At 39.1% G+C, this 18,040-nt stretch carries 12 protein-coding genes; 7 read left to right on the top strand and 5 right to left on the bottom strand.

The features are described from left to right. Positions 1-25 precede the first annotated feature (25 nt). Positions 26-769 carry a class I SAM-dependent methyltransferase gene (locus R3E32_16005; protein ID MEZ4886239.1) on the bottom strand — a complete coding sequence of 248 codons (744 nt, stop codon included), beginning with the start codon at positions 767-769 and terminating at the stop codon, positions 26-28. Positions 770-855: 86 nt separating this feature from the next. Between R3E32_16005 and R3E32_16000 the strand changes: the two genes are divergently transcribed. The 3 genes from R3E32_16000 to R3E32_15990 all read left to right on the top strand — a co-directional run bounded on the left by R3E32_16000 (position 856) and on the right by R3E32_15990 (position 3,967). Then, the gene (locus R3E32_16000; protein ID MEZ4886238.1) at positions 856-2,064 is read left to right on the top strand and encodes an N-acetylmuramoyl-L-alanine amidase; all 1,209 of its coding nucleotides are present in this window, start codon (positions 856-858) and stop codon (positions 2,062-2,064) included. Positions 2,065-2,093: 29 nt separating this feature from the next. Beyond that, positions 2,094-3,131: a histidine kinase gene (locus R3E32_15995; protein ID MEZ4886237.1), complete on the top strand. Its 1,038-nt coding sequence runs from the start codon at positions 2,094-2,096 to the stop codon at positions 3,129-3,131. 74 nt (positions 3,132-3,205) lie between these two features. Further along, positions 3,206-3,967 carry a LytTR family DNA-binding domain-containing protein gene (locus R3E32_15990; protein ID MEZ4886236.1) on the top strand — a complete coding sequence of 254 codons (762 nt, stop codon included), beginning with the start codon at positions 3,206-3,208 and terminating at the stop codon, positions 3,965-3,967. A gap of 366 nt (positions 3,968-4,333) precedes the next feature. Here R3E32_15990 and pbpC read toward each other — a convergent pair whose 3' ends face one another. Then, the gene (pbpC, locus tag R3E32_15985; GenBank protein ID MEZ4886235.1) at positions 4,334-6,646 is read right to left on the bottom strand and encodes a penicillin-binding protein 1C; all 2,313 of its coding nucleotides are present in this window, start codon (positions 6,644-6,646) and stop codon (positions 4,334-4,336) included. A gap of 109 nt (positions 6,647-6,755) precedes the next feature. Between pbpC and R3E32_15980 the strand changes: the two genes are divergently transcribed. Further along, the gene (locus tag R3E32_15980; protein ID MEZ4886234.1) at positions 6,756-8,486 is read left to right on the top strand and encodes an AAA family ATPase; all 1,731 of its coding nucleotides are present in this window, start codon (positions 6,756-6,758) and stop codon (positions 8,484-8,486) included. Here R3E32_15980 and galK read toward each other — a convergent pair. Then, the gene (gene galK / locus R3E32_15975; GenBank protein ID MEZ4886233.1) at positions 8,478-9,650 is read right to left on the bottom strand and encodes a galactokinase; all 1,173 of its coding nucleotides are present in this window, start codon (positions 9,648-9,650) and stop codon (positions 8,478-8,480) included. The genes R3E32_15980 and galK overlap by 9 nt on opposite strands. A 483-nt stretch (positions 9,651-10,133) precedes the next feature. Between galK and R3E32_15970 the strand changes: the two genes are divergently transcribed. From R3E32_15970 to R3E32_15960, 3 genes are all read left to right on the top strand, one after another. Continuing rightward, positions 10,134-12,260 carry a carboxy terminal-processing peptidase gene (locus R3E32_15970; protein ID MEZ4886232.1) on the top strand — a complete coding sequence of 709 codons (2,127 nt, stop codon included), beginning with the start codon at positions 10,134-10,136 and terminating at the stop codon, positions 12,258-12,260. Between the two features lie 254 nt (positions 12,261-12,514). After that, positions 12,515-13,075 (top strand): SMC-Scp complex subunit ScpB, encoded by a 561-nt coding sequence (gene scpB, locus R3E32_15965; protein ID MEZ4886231.1) that lies wholly within the window; start codon positions 12,515-12,517, stop codon positions 13,073-13,075. 71 nt (positions 13,076-13,146) lie between these two features. Next, entirely contained in the window at positions 13,147-14,022 is an 876-nt protein-coding gene (locus tag R3E32_15960) for a pseudouridine synthase (protein MEZ4886230.1), read from the top strand. 124 nt (positions 14,023-14,146) lie between these two features. Here R3E32_15960 and R3E32_15955 read toward each other — a convergent pair whose 3' ends face one another. Then, positions 14,147-17,116: a CHAT domain-containing tetratricopeptide repeat protein gene (locus tag R3E32_15955; GenBank protein MEZ4886229.1), complete on the bottom strand. Its 2,970-nt coding sequence runs from the start codon at positions 17,114-17,116 to the stop codon at positions 14,147-14,149. Continuing rightward, positions 17,106-17,861 carry a hypothetical protein gene (locus R3E32_15950; GenBank protein ID MEZ4886228.1) on the bottom strand — a complete coding sequence of 252 codons (756 nt, stop codon included), beginning with the start codon at positions 17,859-17,861 and terminating at the stop codon, positions 17,106-17,108. The genes R3E32_15955 and R3E32_15950 overlap by 11 nt, the downstream gene beginning before the upstream one ends. Positions 17,862-18,040: the final 179 nt, after the last annotated feature.

The raw sequence follows: 18,040 nt of genomic DNA, 5'->3' as shown, positions 1-18,040 counted from the left end.
TAGTATTTTATTTTACGAAGTGTGTCTATTTCTCCGCCAACAACAACAACCGTTCTGCTCCCAATTCAAACTCCTCTGCTTCAAATGACCCTTCTGCGCTGAAATGTTTGAAGCCAACCGATTTTAGAAGGGTGGTCAGTTCTCGGTAACTGTAAATCCTCACACTGCTTTTGTGCTGCAATTGTTGTCCACCATCTTGAATAGTTGTCCAAGTGCTTTCGATTCGAGACTCAGGGATGTTGAAGTTTCGCTCGTCGAGTACCCAACAGTCTTCAAAACGCCAAAAATCTTGATGGGTGAAAATCGGCAACATGGTTTCTAAGGTGTGGGTTTCGAGCAAGAAACTGCCGCCTGGCTTCAAAGAATCATAGACTGATTGCAGAAATTTTCGATTGTCGATATCATCAAAATAACCAAAACTTCCAAAAATGCACACGGCTGCATCGAAAGTGTTTTTGAAGGGAATCTCACGCATATCGCCACAAATCCATTCGGTTTGTTGCGGCAATTCTTTTTGTACACTGCTTTTCTGAGCTTCTTCAATGTTTTTTTTGTTGAAGTCTAAGCCACAGGTTGTATAGCCTCGCTCTGCAAGCTCTAAAGCAATTCGACCTGTTCCGCAGGGAACATCCAATATGTGCTTATATTTTTTTTCTTCCAAAATACCCTCTATATAATTGGTTTCCAAATAGGTATTTTCCTCCCCTTTTATGAAATGCTGTATTTTGGGCCAAGCATCTAAGAAATAATCTTTCCACCAGTTGTTCATGTCAAAGTAGATATTTGTTTGATGGCAAACTGCTTTTAAAATAATATTGTAAATTTGGATGCCATAAAAAAGTAAACAGTAAAATAATGCGATTGATAATTGGTTTTTTTTTCATCATTTTATGCAGTTGGAGACTTCAGGCCCAACAAGGCATTGAGTATTTACAAGTAGTAGCTCGTCCAGGTGATGATGCAGCCTCCTTGATGTCACTGTATCAATTAGACAAATATGCCTGCAATCTAACAAGTTTTTACAAAATTAACGAATTACCCAATGGACGATTTTTATACGCCAATCAGGTTTACTTATTGCCTATTCGGGTTTTCAAATACAATGGCAAAAGTATTCGCACAACGATTGGCATTGACGATTGGGAAAAAGCGGTAAGGGTACAAAACTACAATGATGAGATGTTGAAGCAAAAACTGAGGCTAACAGATTATATAGGCAGCAAAATATTGTGGGTTCCTGTTCACGAATTGAACTGCGATGCTCCTGCTGAGGAAATAGAACCATCGGTGATTGACCGAGTGACACCACAGACTGCTGAGGGAAATCGAATTTTTCCCATTTTTGGAAAAGATTATGAATACATTCCCTTAGAAAGTACAAAACTTAAGGGAGCTATTTATTATATTGTGAGCGGACATGGAGGACCTGACCCTGGTGCCATTGGCTGGCAGGGGCAATACAAATTGTGCGAAGATGAATATGCATATGATGTGGCATTGCGGTTGGCAAGACAACTGATTTCGCATGGTGCTACGGTATATATCATTACCCGAGATCCTGATGATGGTATTCGTTCTAATAAATACTTGGGGTGTGATACGGATGAGTATTGTTGGGGGAACTTAGAGATGCCTCTTAACCAAAAGGAACGCTTGACACAACGCTCAAGTGCGGTAAATGAACTCTACGAAAAAAACAAAAAACGTGGGGTTGTTTACCAACGATTGATCATGATTCATGTAGATTCTCGCAACAAGACAGAACGAACAGATTTGTTCTTTTACTATCCAGAGGAAGATAAGATTGGAGAATCTATGGCAATAACTTTGCAGAATACAATTAAACAAAAATACGATACACATCAAAAAAATAGAGGTTATTATGGCACAGTATCAGCTCGTGATTTACACATGCTGAGAGAAACGGAAGCTCCTTCTGTGTATATTGAACTGGGTAATATCAGAAATAAGGCTGACCAAAACCGCATTGTCTTGGAGGTAAACCGACAGGCATTGGCCAAATGGTTAATGGAGGGATTGATGATGGATCACGGCAACAAATAATTTTTTGGGAACTCACATCAACGTAAAATATGACAGAAAATAGCAGTGAAGGCAATATCAAAAAAAACCATCAAATTTTGTATGTCGATGACGAAAGACAAAATTTGGTGTCTTTTAAGGCAACCTTTCGAAAGCATTACACCATTTTTGCTGCCCAAAGTGGAGAAGATGCCATTGAAATTCTACGCAATCACAAAATTGATTTAATTATCAGTGACCAGCGAATGCCCGAAATGACTGGAGTACAATTGTTTGAAAAAATATTGTACGAATTTCCCGATGCTATTCGTATGGTACTGACTGGTTATAGTGATGTTCAGTCTATCATTGATGCCATCAATAAAGGGCAGGTTTATTACTACATTACCAAGCCGTGGAAACACGATGAGTTGAAACTGGTAATGGACAAAGCACTGGAGGCCTACGAACTTCGATTGCAGAATAAAGCATTGTCTTTGGAAAAAGAAGAACTTCAATTGGAAGCAGAACGTCAGGCTAAGGAAAATTTATTTTCTCAATACCAAACCTTGAAAAGTCAGGTCAACCCACACTTCCTATTCAACTCTCTCAATGCGCTTTATGCTTTAGTGGATAGAGAACCCAAAACGGCAAAACAGTTTATTGTGAAACTGTCGAAAGTGTACCGATATGCCCTCGAATATACAGATGAAATAACCATTCGATTGGAGGATGAACTTCGGTTTATTCGTGATTATATTTTTCTGCAAAAAATACGATTCAATGAAAATTTAGTCTTTAAAAATGGCATATCAGGAGATATGAAAAATACTTTTATCCCTCCTGCAACGCTTCAATTGCTTGTGGAAAATGCCATCAAACATAATATCGTATCACAAGAAAGTCCCTTAATTATAGAATTATATATTGAAGACACTTATCTCGTTGTAAAAAATAATTTTCAGATTAGAAAAGATACCGTAGTATCTACAGGAATCGGGCAGAAAAACCTTACTTCGAGATATAGTTATATCACCGAAAGGAAACCAATATTTGGGCAAAAAGGCGCATGGTACTACGCTAAAGTTCCTCTCATAAATGAAGAATAAATTTAGCTGAAAAGAGTCTAAAAAATACCCTAATACTTTATTTTTTAAATAATTTCAAATACCACATTACTTATATGAGAGTTTTAATTATTGAAGATGAACACCTTGCGGCAGAGGAATTAAAAGAGATGTTATCCGACATTAATTCTTCCATCGAAATAGTGGATACGATTGATACTGTCAAAAACGCAATTGAATGGCTAAGAAGCCCAAAAGCATCACATATTGACCTTATTTTTCTGGATATTCACTTGGCAGATGGTAACAGCTTCAGTATATTCGAGGAAGTAAAAGTAAAAACCCCTATTATTTTCACAACCGCTTACGATCAATATGCTATTAGAGCATTCAAACTCAATAGCATTGCCTACCTACTTAAGCCAATTGATAAGGATGATCTGGAAGATAGTCTTGAGAAATTTGAAGATATCCAAACTAATGATAGCAATATTGATTTTACATCATTAATAGAAGCTGTTCAGAAAAAAAATACTACTTATCAAAAGCGATTTATTGTAACGACTGGCGACAAAATTAAATCCATCCTCACAGTAGATGTCGCTTATTTTATGAGTGAAGGAAAATATTTGTATTTGACTACAAAAGATGGCAAGCAATTTATTGTTGATTTCACCCTGTCTAAACTTGAAAAAGTCTTGCAGCCTGATCGGTTTTTTCGCATCAATCGAAAATTTATAATCAACTTCGATGCAATTAAAAACATGGTTAGTTACTCCAAAAGTCGGGTAAAAATAGAGTTGAACCCTCCCTGTACAACAGATGCTATTGTGAGTGTAGACCGTTCTGGAAGGTTCAAACAATGGTTGAATCGTTAGCAGAATGAATATGTCCTGTTTTTTTGAACCACTTCATTAGACTTAAATTCTGCATCGTAGCGTCGACGCTTTTCAGGTTGTTTTGATTCTTTCATCTGAACACAAATTTAAGATAGTTTCGTGTCCTGTTTTATTAACACATCTCATCATTCGGCTTTATTTTTTAGATGAAAATCAATTTATTCTCTTGCATTTCCTTCAAAAAAATCTCTTATCAAAATTGATCTATTGTGTTACCTTTTTGAAAGTTTGGTGTTCTCTATTTGAAAGTAAACAACAACAACTTTATAGAAAAAACCTTGAAACTAAGTAAAAATTTAAAGCCTCTCCAAAGCCGAATGTCAAATACATTCGGCTTTTGTTTTTTTACAAACTCTTCACCTCAACCCAAATATACTCCTTCCGTCCCTTATCATCCACGCAGGTAATTTTGTTCATGCCTTCTTTTGGCTCGAAAAATAGATTTTCCGTTGAAGTAGCCGATTGAAAAAAGCGGTCATTGATGTACCAATACACTTTTTCGGTACTCGAAGGCGCATTGCAGGACAGCATCAGCTGGGTATTGTCGTGTGGATCAATTAGGTATTCCAAGCCATCGACAGGAGAGGTAATGCTCGGCGCAGCCGCTATATCCGAAAAAACACGTTCACATTTCGGATTGTGAGGCGGAATTTTATCGTAGGGAATGTTTTCCTTTTCGTAGTAAGAAATTATTTCGGGTGGATAGTTGGGGAAAATTTTCTTTTTGAAGCCGACCATTGGAGTGCAAGAAGTGCAGTAAGCATAACTTTCATCGGGACTTAATCGAACCTCTTGGTAATGATTGCACTTCAAATTGTTGGATACCAAAGGCAAGTAATAATCCATCAACTGTTCGCTGCAATGTTCGTTGGGCGGCAATCCACTTTCTGAACATACCCAACGAAAATCCAATTCTTTGGGTGATTGAAACCAAGCGGTTTGAGATTGGTAATCAATCGAATTGAAGATATTGAACAGTAGGGGAGTAGCAACCGTTGCGCCTGTTAAGTCAGGAACACCCTCTCCCGAAAAATTGCCACACCATACGCCAATCGTATAATCACCATTGTAGCCCACACTCCAAGCATCTTTTCGTCCATAGGAAGTACCCGTTTTCCAAGCAATTTTGGGAAGATTGACACTGCTTTCGATGTTTTTGGGGAGGTCGGGGCGGGTCAATTCTGTAAGGATTTCGGTGACAACAAACGCAGCCGATTCTGACAAAATCGGCACACTGACCTGTGCCGTATCGCCCAAAATCCATTGAGGTTCTCGAATTTTCCCTTTGTTCGCAAAAGCCGCATACAAGGCGGTTAATTCGTCCAAACGCACTCCACAACCGCCCAAAGCAACGGACAGACCCAAGTTTTTTTGATTGCGTTTGATGTACTGAAAACCTGCATCCGATAGCTTGTTCAGAAAATAATCCACGCCCATTTCGTCCAAAATTTTGACCGCAGGTACATTGAGCGAATTTGCCAACGCATACTCAACTGTCACCAAACCATTGTATTCTCCACTATAATTGACAGGCGAATACCCTGTGAAATTGGTTGGCACATCGCTGATTTTGTATTTGGGCGTAATCAAACCTTTGTCAAATGCCAATCCATACAAAAAGGGCTTCAAAGTGCTGCCTGGTGAACGATTTGAGCGAATACCATCTACTTGTCCTGCTGCTTCGGCATTGAAGAAATCCGATGAACCTACATAGGCTTCCACTTGATTGGTACGGTTGTTCAGCACCAAAACAGAGGCATTGGTAATTCGCTGGTAATAAATGCGTTTAACATAATCGCTGACCAATTTCTCGACCTTCAATTGCTGATTGTATTGCAGGGTTGTTTTGATAATTGGCTCATTGGGATGTTCGTATTTCATTCGATAGGCAAAGTGTGGGGCGATTCTGGGCGACTCCAACCGTTTGGCATTTAAGGGTTCGGTCAATGCATCTTCAATGGCTTGTTGGTCAAACACTTTTGAAGTCTGAAAACGCTGCAACCATTCATTTCGGGCAGCTTTCACCGTTTCGTTGTTTTTGCCCAAAAGCAAGGACGTTGGGCGGTTGGGAATGATGGCGAGGGTGGTGATTTCTGCAATACTCAAATGGTTGGGGGCTTTGTCGAAATACAATACGGCAGCCGATTTAACTCCTTCAATATTACCGCCATACGGCACTAAATTGAGATACAATTGCAGGATTTCTTTTTTGGAAAAATGCCACTCCAATTGCAAGGCGTGCCACATTTCCAAGATTTTATTGAAGTACGTCCTTGATTTGGGCTGCAATAAACGAGCAACTTGCATGGTGATGGTAGATGCGCCTGAGGTGCGCTTACCTTTGAAAATGTTGTTGAAGGCAGCGCGTGTGATGGCTAAAGGATTGACTCCAAGGTGGTAGTAAAACCATTTGTCTTCTTTAAAAACGATGGCGGTTTGTAGTTCGGGAGTGATTTCCTCCAATTCGGTTTTCATACGCCATTTGTCGTCTGAGGTCAGAAAGGCGTGTAAGATTCTGCCATTGGAGTCGGTGATGATTTGGGAATGTTCGATTTTTGCAGAGAAAGGGAATAGCGCATCTATTAGAAGAAACAATACGAAAATTGCTGCTATTGAAGGGAGTAGGTATTTTTTGATTTTTGGAATGTTTATCTTCATATTTTTTATTTTCACCAAATAAATCACGCACCTTTGAACGGAAATTCCAGTCCTAAAATAACAAAAAAACCGCAAAAATTGTTATCTTTCTAACCAAAACAAAAACTCGATGATAAAAATTCCCTTTGGAGTCAGTGATTTTGAGCAAATGATTACGCAAGGTTATTATTATGTGGACCGTACTCAATACTTGGAAAGATTGGAGGCGATGGGGAAGAAATACCTGTTTTTTCTGCGCCCTCGCCGATTTGGGAAAAGTCTCTTTATTTCTGTGCTTCAATATTACTACGGATTAGAATACAAAAAAAAATTTGACCTACTTTTTGGCAAACAATACATTGGTCAAAACCCGACTCCGCTCGCCAACAGTTATTTGATTCTAAGACTCAATTTTTCGGCAATTGATACGGATTCTAATGAAAAGGCGTATCAGGATTTCTTTGTCAGAATAAAGCAAGGAGTTCGAGGTCTATTGATGTTACACAAGGAAATTTTCAAGGTAGATACAAATGATTTTTTTAAGGATTTGACTACTTCTCAAGCCATTATGAACAAGCTTTATGAGGTCATGTTGAGTGAACAGGTTACTCAAAAAATCTACTTATTGATAGACGAATACGATCACTTCACCAACGAAATCATGGCTTTTCATTTTGAAGAATTTAAGGAGATTGTGGGTAAAAATGGCTGGGTGCGAAAGTTTTATGAAAGCCTAAAGATTGGAACAGATGCAGGATGGATTGACCGAATGTTTGTCACTGGGGTTACACCGATTACACTCGACAGCTTGACGAGTGGCTTCAACAATGCTTCCGATATCAGTATGCGTTTGGGCTTTGAAGAAATGATGGGTTTTACCCAAAAAGAAGTGGAAGGTATTCTGTTGGGGATTGGTATTTCGGAAGATGAATTGGGCGAAATTTCGGCGGATTTGAAGAGTTGGTACGATGGTTATACCTTCAATAAAAAGGCTAAAGAGGGGATGTACAATTCTGCCATGGTGCTGTACTTTGCAGATGCTTATTTGGAACGCATGGAATATCCCGATCAACTATTAGATACCAATATTGCTTCGGATTATGGCAAAATTCGCTCGATGTTTCGCATTGCTCATAAAGAACGGGAAAATATTGAAGTCTTGCGAGAGGTCTTGAGTAAGGACGAATTGAAGGCAACTTTGACCCAAAAGTACAACTTCAATCAGCCGTGGGATAGGGATAAGTTTATCAGCCTTTTGTATTATTTGGGATTTTTGACCATCAAAGGAGGAGATTTTGAAGGAACGATTTTCACGATTCCCAACTATGTTATCAAACATTTGTACTTTCAGTATTTTACGCAAGTCACTTTGGAAGATACCGAATTGGATGTCTATGACCTTCGCATTAGGGACAAAGTAATGGAGTTGGCTAAATACAATAATATCAAGCCGATAATGGAATTGACCGAATCTGTTTTGACCCAACTTTCGGCACATCACGACCGAGCTTACTTCAATGAAGGGCATATCAAAACCATTTTTGTATCGTGGTTTCATTCCGCAGGTTTGTACCACATTTTCAGCGAATTGGAGGTGAAAAAGAGCAAAACCGAAAAGGGGAGAATAGACCTTTTGTTGGCTCGCCGACAGCCTTTTGGGAAGTCCATACCCTACCAATTTATTTTTGAATTGAAGTATTTGAAGCAAGCGCAAGCGGGGCAATTGGAGGCTACTAAAAAGGAGGCAATCAAACAATTGAAGGACTATTTGAAGGCAGAAAAAATCAAGGATATGGAAGATTTGAAAGCTTATGTGATTGTTTTTGTGGTCAATAAGAGGATTGTCATTGAATTAAACTAAATGTACCCCATCTTCAATCCCTACAAAATATGCCTCGGCTTTGATTCCTGTTTTCATTCGATAAGCTTCCATGATTTCGGAAGTAATCTGCTCACTTTCTTTCTTTTCCATCAAATTCAAAGTACAGCCACCAAAACCGCCTCCCATCATTCTTGCGCCCAATACTTCGGGAATGTCACGGGTGAAATCCACCAACATGTTCAATTCTGCACAACTTACCTCGTACAAATGCTGCAATCCGTGATGCGATTGACGCAACAACTCTCCCAAAGGCAATACTTTTCCTGCTTTCAAATGTCCACAAAATTGATGTACTCTTTCATTTTCTGCAAGGATGAATTTGCAACGATTTAACAAGGTGGGAGATAATCTTGAAGCAGATTGTTCTAACATTGCAGAGGTTACATCTCGTAGGCTTTCGATGTTGGGAAAATCATTTTGCAGCAATCGGACGGCTTGTTTACATTCCGTAGGTCTATCGTTGTAGCCCGAAGTTGTGTGTTCGTGTTTCACATTGGAGTTGATAAGCACCAAACAGTATTCTCCTAAATCAAGTGGCACGTATTCAAAGGTTTGTGAACGACAATCCATTAACATTACCTTATTTTTTGCGCCAAAAGTAGAAGAAAATTGGTCGAGAATACCACTCTGTATGCCCAAAAACTGGTTTTCGGTTTGGTTGCCGATGCGTGCGATTTCCCACTTTTCCAAGGTCACACCCGCCAATTCACACAAGCCTCTCGCAAATCCACACTCCAATGCAGCAGAAGAACTCAAGCCCGATCCAATGGGAATATTTCCTGCAAAAATACAATCGAAACCTCTTACTTCAATGTTTCGTTTTTGAACTTGTTGGACGACACCCAATAGGTAATTGACCCAAGAATGTTCTGTTTTTTGGATGTCCTTCAATGAATACTCGTAACTCCCATTCATGTCTAAGGCTTTGAGCCGACACATATCCTCTGTTCCATTTGTAGCAAAACCAAATAGGATGTGTTTGTCTATGGCAGCAGGTAGCACAAAGCCCATATTGTAGTCAGTATGTTCACCAATGAGGTTGATTCGTCCTGGTGCTTTGATGTAAAATTGAACTTGATTTTTAAATACTTGTTGAAAGTTCTTTGTAATATTTGCTTGAAGTGAGTACGTTTGATCTTGCATTTTTAATACTTTAGTAACTGGTTTTTAAAAATGGAAACAGGGTCGACAAAGTTACTTTTCCTTTTTACTATTTACTAAGTTTTCAAAACCTAATCCAATGAGCCTATGTTAGCCTTTAGAAAACAATTTTCTCAGCAATGAATGAAAATTAGTATAAGAATTAAAACGAAAAAACTCCTTCTTAATCAAGTAGTTCAAAATTCTAAATCGAGGAGTTAATTTTTGACCATTGCTTAATTTTGTTTTAATCTGTGTAATTTCTACTAATAAAATCATTCCAAAGCGATTTGTTTCAGTTTAGCTAATACCAAAAACGGCACAATTTGTGCAGTTTTTTTATATGTTTATTTGCTACATTTTCGTTTTTTAAATAAAGAACACCTAAATCGGATACAAAATAGAAAGAAGTTACTGTCTTTTGTTTTTCTCCCATTTCTGTCTATTTTTATCCATTGCTATTTTCAATTTACAACCAACAAAAAAATGAATTCAGTCCGCCAATATTTCCTTCTCATACTTGCTTTTTTACTACTTGCAGGTTTTGAAACACCTGATGATGACCAAGCTAAAAAGGACATTTTGTTATCATTGGTTATGCAAAATGTTCAGCGTAAGCATTACCAAGCTCCAAAGATTGATGATAATTTTTCTAAGAACCTGTTTGCAGAGTACCTCGAAAGAATAGATAAAAACAAGCGGTTGTTTTTAGAAAGTGACATCAAAACTCTAAAACGATTTGAAGACCAATTGGATGATGAGATTGAAAAAAATGAGCGAGCTTTTTTTGAGTTGTCTATCATGGTATTGAAGAAGCGATTAGAGGTAGTTGGAGAGGTGATGGAAGACATTTTGGCAAGTCCATTCAACTTTGAAGAAGAAGACTTTATAGAGTTGAATAGCAATAAACGCATCTATGCCAAAAGCGAAAAAGAATGGAGAGAAAACTGGCGCAAATACCTTAAATATGAAACATTGAAGCAGTTGGCCGATTTGTTGGATGACCAAGAAGATGCAATTGAAGCGGGTAATTTAACGGTTGTTCCGAAGAGCATCGAAGTGCTGGAAACTGAAGCAAGGAATAAAGTATTGAAAAAACAGAAAAAATGGTACAAGCAGACCAGTAATCGCAGTTCTCTAACTTGGTTTCACTATTATTTACAAGCGATTACCAATATTTTTGACCCACATACTACATTTATGCCCCCCAAATCTCGCCAAAATTTTGAAACCAGTTTGCGGGGTAGTTTAGAAGGAATTGGAGCAACGCTTAAAGAGAAAAATGGAAAAATCACCATTCTTGGTTTGACCCCAGGCGGCCCCGCTGCTAAACAAGGACAACTGCAATCGGAAGATGCCATCTTGGAAGTAGCGGAGAAGGACGGAGAAAAGGTCAATATTGTCGGAATGGAAATGGATGAAGCGGTCAAACTTATCAAAGGGCCAAAAGGTACAGAAGTGATTTTGACGGTGCAAAAACCAAATGGACAAACAATTGACATTGCAATTATTAGAGACACTGTAGTATTGGAAAATGGCACCATCAAGTCTGCTATTTTGCAGTCGGAAACGTCTTCGCAACCTGTGGGTTATTTGAAGTTGGAAAAATTTTACATTGACTTCAAAAATAAAAACGGACGAAGCTGCGCCAAAGATATGAAGGCAGAATTGGAGAAAATGAACGATCAACACATCCACAAATTGATTATTGACTTGAGAGGAAATGGTGGCGGTTCGCTACAAGAAGTAGTCGACATGGCAGGGTTGTTTATAGAAAAAGGGCCGATTGTTCAAGTCAAAAATACGAATGGAAGCATTGGCGTACACAACGATAAGGATCCTGCTATTCATTATACTGGCGAATTGGTGGTATTGGTGAATGGGGGAAGTGCTTCTGCTTCAGAGATTTTTGCAGCTGCCATTCAAGACTATCAGCGAGGATTGATTGTAGGTAGTCGCACTACCTTTGGAAAAGGCAGCGCACAGGTGATGTATCCCTTGGAGCCTTACCTTCCCGACAACCAACAGAATCTCAAACCTTTGGGGTCGGTCAAAACGACTATCCAAAAATTCTACCGCATCAATGGCGGAACGACTCAGACACAAGGTTTGACACCAGATATCGTGCTTCCCGATAGTTACTCTTATATTGAAGCGTATGGTGAACGTCAAAAAGACCACGTATTATTGGTAGATCAAGTGGCATCGTCTAAATTTACACCGTGGAATCATGTGGTCAAAAATTTAGAACAACTTCAAGCAGAGAGCGCAAACCGATTGGCAAACAGCGAATTGTTTACTGCAATGGATAGCTATCATCAATATACACAAGAGTATAAAAAAGATACCAACAAACCTCTTTTACTAACCGCTTTCAGAGCTGAAAAAGCAGCGAGAAAGGCAGAAACAGAAACCTATCAGGATCGACCAGATGTGGAAAATTTTGATGTGGCCTGTTTGGAGGTTGACCAATTGGAAACTGAGGCAGATTTTTTACTTCAAAAAAAGACGAAAGATTTCCACAAACAACTGAAAAAAGATTTTTACCTCTACGAAACTTTGCAGATTATCAACAGTGTGCAAACAGATTTGGGAGCGATGAATGATGAATAATTGTAAAACGATGGATGGTGTGATTGTGCGTGTTTTTTCACAATCACACCATCCATCAGTTTCCCCATTTGACTGTCCATAAATTTTAGACTTTGGACGGAAAGATTAAAGACACAAGACAAAAGTTTTAAATCATTGACAGCAAAGGAATTAAGTGAAATCGAATTGGAAATGTAATTTGCTCATAAACAAATGTTTACTTCTTATGTCTTTCGTCCAAAGTCCAAATAAATTAAAATTATCCAATTAGCAACATGTCTTTTCAACTTCATGTCGAAGCCCTCATTTTTTCGGCTCAAAAAGCAATCAGCTTCAAAGAAATTCATCAATGTCTTGAAAATCTCTGGGAGAAATCCATTGAAGCAGAAGATATCTTGTCGGCTTTGGCTGCCATTGGTGAAAAATATGCATCTGAAGATTTTTCTTTTGAATTGATGGAATTAAGCGGTGGGTACCAATTTCTTACCAAGTCTATGTTCCACAAAACTATTTCCATTTTCCTTCAACAAAAATCCAAAAAACGTCTTTCTCGTGCTGCAATGGAAACCCTTTCGGTGATTGCCTACAAGCAGCCGATTACCAAAGTGGAAGTAGAGCAGGTGCGTGGTGTGAATTGTGATTACAGTATCCAAAAATTGCTGGAAAAAGAACTGATTGCGATTCAGGGCAGAAGTGATTTGCCGGGCCGCCCATTGATTTACAAAACCAGTGATAACTTTATGGATTATTTTGGATTGAAATCTGTGGATGATTTGCCGCAATTGAAGGATGTGGAAAGCGAGGTGGAAAGTGAGATTGGGGAGCGAAATGAATAGAAAACAAAAAAAATCACAAACCCATTCCCACCTCATTTTGTTATCACCCTAATTTAACTTACATTCCAACTATGCAAAAGAAATTCAATAAATTCAGAAACGACAAACCCAAACCTCGCAGAGGAGAGGAGGAAAACGAAAATCCAAAAGCAAAAACCAAAAGGAGGATCATTGTCCGCAAGAAAAAACCACCGACCTTGGATATAGAAAATCCAACTACCGTGGAAATGAAAAAAACGGGCGTGCGTCTCAACAAATACTTGGCAAATTCAGGTATAGCAGCTCGCCGAAAGGCAGACGAACTCATCAAAGAAGGCTGGGTGACGGTCAATGGCGAAGTCATTACCGAAATGGGCTACCGCATACAAGAAGGCGACAGAGTGCAGTTCAAAGGCAAAAAAGTAGAGCCGCAAGACAAAACTTATATCTTGCTCAACAAGCCTAAGGACATGATTACCACCACAAACGACCCACAAGGCAGAAAGACGGTCATGGATTTAGTTCAAGGAGTAGATGTAGAACGTTTGTATCCCGTAGGTCGTTTGGATAGAAATACCGTCGGTTTATTGCTGCTCACCAACGATGGTTCGCTTGCCCAACACCTGTCGCACCCCAAAAGCGAAGTCCGCAAAATTTACCACGTTTTCCTTGAAACTGCGTTGTCTAAAAACCACCTCACCCAAATGCTGGCAGGCATTACCCTGGAAGATGGCGAAATCAAAGTAGATGGAGCTTCTTATATGAGCGACAACAAAAAGGAGATTGGTGTACAAATTCACAGTGGACGCAATCGAATCGTCAGGCGTATTTTTGAACACTTTGGCTATAAAATTACCAAACTCGATCGGGTGATTTATGGCGGATTGACCAAAAAGAACCTACCTCGTGGCAAATGGCGTTTTTTGACGGCTAAGGAAGTCATTATGTTGAAGCACTTCAAAGGATAAAGAATGAAAATGAGTGAAGTACTCAAAGACTTTTGAAGTTTTCTTTGAAGAACGGACTGATTTTCAAACATACCCTATCTTTCAGAATAAACTTCAAAAGTCTCCTTCCACTAAAAAGTTTTTCTCACTCGCCAATCAACAAAAAACCCGCCCAATCTTGCGGCGTGTAAGCATCCGAAACCAATAATTCCATTTTGGCTTTCCGAAGGGCGGCAGCATAGTTGTTGCCCTCCAAAATATAGAAAAACAACCTTTTGACCAAAGCACTGCTTGATTCGTCAGGAATGTCGAATTGGGTGAAAATAATGTTGTTCGCTCCAGCATACAAAAATCCCCGCTGCAAAGCCATCATTCCTTCGGCACTGTACAGTTTCCCTACTCCGCTGCTGCAACTGCTCAAAATCACCAAATCTGCTTGGAGGCGAAGGTGATACGTTTCGGAAGTATAGAGCAAATAGTCGTTTTGAAGCACCTCATTCGGTGCACCCGTTTGGGTTTTCGCCAAATAAATTCCCGATAATTTCGCATTTTCATCGTTGGTCAAACCGTGCGTTGAAATCAAAATGTACTTGTGTTTGGGAGCTTCCAAAAACAAATTTTCCTTTGAAGCAGAAGCATACAAAAAGATTTTAGCCTCCAATTGCCGACTTTCAAAAAGCTCAAATACCGCTTTCACCTCATTCTCTGTATTCGGCAAATTCTGCAATGCTTCTTCCCCCGCCCGATTCGACCGCAAAACCTGCGTTTTCCCACTTCGACTTGCCAATGCCACATTTGCCTGCTTTTTGCCATTGAAGGAAACAGGCGCAATGCCCAAAAAAGAATCCTCCAAAAAAATGTTTTTTGCTCTTTTTGCAGCTTGATGCAGCAAGAGTGTGGCGGAATAATGGTAGCTGATTTGAAAAACACGAATCAAATAGGGTAATTCGGTGAAATCATCTGCAATATCCTCATTTTCTGACAATAATAGCAGGGCATCAAAAGGCAAATAATTCAAAATGCCATGCCTCAAAATGATCAATTGCGGTGCATCTTCCCCTTCAATGGCATATTTCTCCAATTGAAGCGGCTGTAATAAAATGGCATACAATTCTGTTGCCGTTTCTACAAAATCGTCTATGTCCACCGCATTGATGGCATCCAAAAAATCTGTCACCAAAGCTTCAAAATGATTGGGTTTGGCGATTTGATGAACTTGATAATCCTTTGCAGTCACTTCAAAAATGAATACAGATTCCTCCCCCACATAGTAGGAAAGTACGATTTTTGAAGAAGTAGAAACGCCTTTTTCTTCTCCTTCAAAACTTTGAAGATACTGCTGCAAAGCTGCAATGTCAGTTGTTTTTGTTTCATACTTCAATTGGTAATAATCGGGATAATTTCGCTCCAATTGCTCAATGAATTGCAGGTATTGTTGTTGAGTATCAAAGTGTTTGTCCTTCAATTCTAACAGATTCTCCTCCTCCTTTTTCGCTTTGCTTTCTTCAATTTTTTTCTCCCACTCCAACAAGTTTTTCTTCAATTTTTCCTCTTGTGTTCGGATATTTTCTGGAATATTCGACAAGGCATCCGCCTCTTGCAGTTCTGCCATCAACAAAACGGCCTTGGCTTTTTCAGTGAAATGAAAGGCTGTTTGTAGGGCTTGATTTGAAGTGGTATTTAGTTGGCTTTTAGATATTTCGGCTGCTACTTCAATGGCTTTTTCGTAGATATTGACCAACTGTTCGCCCAAATCCAGTTTAGAATCAAGGGCTTTGTATTGTTGGCGTTTGACTTCAAGGAATTGGGTCAAAGTACAATATCCTTCAAAGGCAGCTTGCAAATTTTTTGCAGATGGTTTTTTTTGATACAATTGATAGAAAGACCGAGACTTTCGGTTGAGTGCAAACAAAAGGATTTTGGAAAATGGAACTTGGTTGACCGTTGGATATTGATAAATATCTGTGGTCTGAAATGCAGGAATCAAAACATTGAGGCTTTGGTGAAAGTACCGAATGGCTTGTGTTTCTTCTCCTTTCTGCAAAAAAGCATTGGCGAGTGGATTGAAAATTTCGGCAAGTTTTGGATGTTGTTCTCCAAAAATGGTTTGGTAGCCCTTCAATGCGTCTTCAAAATAGTGGAAAGCTTTTTCAAACATTTCTTGGGCAAAAAAACACTTGGCAAGACTGATGTAATTTTCAAAAACAAAGACAGGAGGTCTTTCATTTTCATCATACAAGTGCTTGTGAATCTGGGTCGTGCGGTGGTAGTATTTGAGGGCATGGTCAAATTGTTGAAGCGAATTGTAGCAGTTGCCTACATTGATGGAAATAGCTGCAACGAGGGCATGGCTTTCTCCAAAATTGTGGTGGGCAATCTCCAAAGCTTTTTGAAAGTTAGGAATTGCCGTTTCAAAATCATTTCTGAAGTAGTGACAACTTGCTATGTTGTTGTAGGTATAGAGGAGATGCGGATGCTGTTCGGGTAAGGATTTCAGCCAGCTTTGCAGTGTTTTTTGGAAGTGTGGCAAGGCTTGTGCATAATCCCCCAAATTGGTGTAACATGCGCCCAAATTGTTGTAGCAAGTAGCCATGTTTTCCTCTTTTCTTTCATTCGATTCAAGGTAGGTTTGCAGGGCTTTTCGGTGAAAATCAAGTGCTATTGCATGTTTTCCTCTTTCGTCGTAATACGCTCCTAAATTGGTGTAAGTCAATGCCAAAGCATTTTTTTTGGAGATATTTTCTTCCTTCAACGCAATTTCTACGGCTCGCTGATAGGCAAGCAATTCTGATTCGTATTCCCTTTGTAGGCTATAGGCCCCCCCCATAATATTGTAGGTAGAAACCAAGTGAATGTTGTTGGAAAGTGCGTGTTTGTTGGCAATGTTTAGAGCGGTATTCAAGGCTTCTATTGCCTTTGAAGGTTGTTCGAGGTCGTTGTAGTTTTTGCCTATTTCATTGATTGTTTGGAGGTAATATTCCCATTGCTCCAGTTTTTCGAAAACCAAAACTGCTCTTTCCAACAGGTCGATGGCTTGTTGGTAAAGAGCAGTTTTGTTGAGGTTGATGGCCTCTTGTAGTTGTTGTTCAGCAATTTGAAGAGAATTATCCGCCATTGCTTTTGAGGTTATTGAGATTGTTGTTGGTGGGTATGCTGGAAATTTTGAGTCTGATACTGCCTGTTTCGACATTGGGCGAATTCTTGTTGTTGCCTTGTACGGTGAAATAACTGTTGATTCCGCCCACAACTGCACCCAACGAATTGTCTGCTTTGACCAATCTGACTTCTCCTTTTGTTTTGTCAACGTGTAGTTTCAGCGTTTGGGCAATGTCTGTTTGGGGATTGAGGTCTATCACATCTGAACCATTGCGTTCACATCGGTCTAAGTCTTGGAAGGTGAAAATGAGGTAGTACTTGTCTCCAAATCTTATCAGCCCATCTTCAATTTTTGTGTCAAAATTAGTGGTATTTCCTACGATTGGTTCTATTTCGTACTTTCTGTATTCATCGTCATTGCCAGGAGTTTTGTTGGTTAAGGTGTTTGAACCTCCTGATGAGTGATTAGATCGTCTCTGACCTTGTTTTTTTGTGATGAATTGTGTTTGTCGTGATAATTGTTGTGAAGCTTCAAGAATATCTACTATTTCGATTGTTCCTGTTAGCGTTATTTCTTTTTCACAATCATCTGCCGAAATAGCATTGAAGGAATGAAGGTGTAGTGCTGTTTTTTCATTGCCGATGATTGCACCTGAATTGGAGGAGGTGCTCACTAAAGTAATTTTTGCTTCTCCTGATGCTTGCAAATCATTGAAGAAAGGAATTGTGAAAAGTGTAATGAGGATAAAAAGCCAATTTTTCATGATAATGAGGTTTTAATTGTACTATGAGGTAAAGTAGGAAAGGGAGTGTTGCAAGCAGAAAATGAAGATAACAAAAAAAATGTTTTCTTACAAATTTAGTTGCTACACACATTTATCCGTTCCTGTCCTCATAGACGAAAAAAGGCTAAATATTCGGACAAAACCCACGATTTTTTTTT

This window comes from Chitinophagales bacterium, assembly GCA_041392475.1.
Lineage (GTDB): Bacteria > Bacteroidota > Bacteroidia > Chitinophagales > UBA2359 > JAUHXA01.
This window is presented reverse-complemented; position numbering and strand designations above follow the sequence as displayed.

Coding starts and splice junctions, on each gene's coding strand:
- R3E32_16005 (MEZ4886239.1), bottom strand. CDS start 769: ATGAACAACTGGTGGAAAGATTATTTCTTAGATGCTTGGCCCAAAATA.
- R3E32_16000 (MEZ4886238.1), top strand. CDS start 856: ATGCGATTGATAATTGGTTTTTTTTTCATCATTTTATGCAGTTGGAGA.
- R3E32_15995 (MEZ4886237.1), top strand. CDS start 2,094: ATGACAGAAAATAGCAGTGAAGGCAATATCAAAAAAAACCATCAAATT.
- R3E32_15990 (MEZ4886236.1), top strand. CDS start 3,206: ATGAGAGTTTTAATTATTGAAGATGAACACCTTGCGGCAGAGGAATTA.
- pbpC (MEZ4886235.1), bottom strand. CDS start 6,646: ATGAAGATAAACATTCCAAAAATCAAAAAATACCTACTCCCTTCAATA.
- R3E32_15980 (MEZ4886234.1), top strand. CDS start 6,756: ATGATAAAAATTCCCTTTGGAGTCAGTGATTTTGAGCAAATGATTACG.
- galK (MEZ4886233.1), bottom strand. CDS start 9,650: ATGCAAGATCAAACGTACTCACTTCAAGCAAATATTACAAAGAACTTT.
- R3E32_15970 (MEZ4886232.1), top strand. CDS start 10,134: ATGAATTCAGTCCGCCAATATTTCCTTCTCATACTTGCTTTTTTACTA.
- scpB (MEZ4886231.1), top strand. CDS start 12,515: ATGTCTTTTCAACTTCATGTCGAAGCCCTCATTTTTTCGGCTCAAAAA.
- R3E32_15960 (MEZ4886230.1), top strand. CDS start 13,147: ATGCAAAAGAAATTCAATAAATTCAGAAACGACAAACCCAAACCTCGC.
- R3E32_15955 (MEZ4886229.1), bottom strand. CDS start 17,116: ATGGCGGATAATTCTCTTCAAATTGCTGAACAACAACTACAAGAGGCC.
- R3E32_15950 (MEZ4886228.1), bottom strand. CDS start 17,861: ATGAAAAATTGGCTTTTTATCCTCATTACACTTTTCACAATTCCTTTC.